Genomic DNA, 945 nt, shown 5'->3' on the forward strand with positions numbered 1-945 from the left:
CAAATTAGAATTAGGTGCTTATATATACTTCCATATAAAGACAGTAAGTACTTGCAGACGGTGTGTCAGAACTGCTTATCCAGGGACTACATCAGTAAAATTGCGGCAGAGTTTTTGATGATCTTTAATCTAGATTTTCAGAGCGCTTAGAGGCAGGAGCCACTACGGACTTAGTTTTACAGCTTCGCTTACAAGTCGACTTAAGTTACGGTGTAATGTTTAGTGAGAGGCTTTTGATGTTTTAGGGTATATGTTCGAACAACTGAGCTCTTAGAGATGGGGATTTGGATGTTTTCATTTAGATATCGGCGGGTAAGCCGATGTCTAGTGTGTTCGATAAGCTAGACTAAAAGTAGTACCATTCAAAATAGGAGAACGTAATGAGTTATGGACATATTTTGGTTGCGGTAGACCTTACTGATTCCAGCAAAAAAGTCATCGATAAAGCAGTTTCTTTAGCGAAAGATGAAAAAAGTAAGCTTTCCTTAGTCTATGTAGATGTCGATAAGATTATTCTAGAGTTGAAAGAAGAACGAAAGTTGCAGAATGCATTAGAAAAGCTTGCTGACGAGTGTGATTACGAAGTCCATGACAATATGGTTGTGATTGGTGATCTTCACATCAAGCTCTCCGGAATTGCGAAGGAAGTAGGGATAGATCTCGTTGTATGTGGCCATCATCATAGCTTGTTGAGTCGTTTCTTTTCTTCTGTCCCCAAGCTTGCGAACGCCATAGAAGCTGATTTGCTAGTCGTGTACTTAGATGATTAAACAATGATGAATAAAAGCCGAACCAAAGGCTAGTTCGGCTTATATCGTTTATCGAGTTAACGAGAATGGCTTTTTGGACAAAACAGAAACGGATTCAGCATTTGAAGCCATGTCAAAATGTACGTTAACTTGCACGCCTTCTCGCTCAAAAGTAACATCGTCAAAATCTGTCATG

At 39.4% G+C, this 945-nt stretch carries 1 protein-coding gene; it reads left to right on the forward strand.

Annotated elements, in window-relative coordinates; genetic code table 11:
* The first annotated feature begins 380 nt into the window (after positions 1 to 380).
* Entirely contained in the window at positions 381 to 770 is a 390-nt protein-coding gene (locus R7E78_RS24950; protein WP_065766602.1) for a universal stress protein, read from the forward strand.
* The last annotated feature ends 175 nt before the right edge of the window (positions 771 to 945 follow it).

It is taken from the genome of Vibrio sp. YT-19(2023) (genome assembly GCF_033337395.1).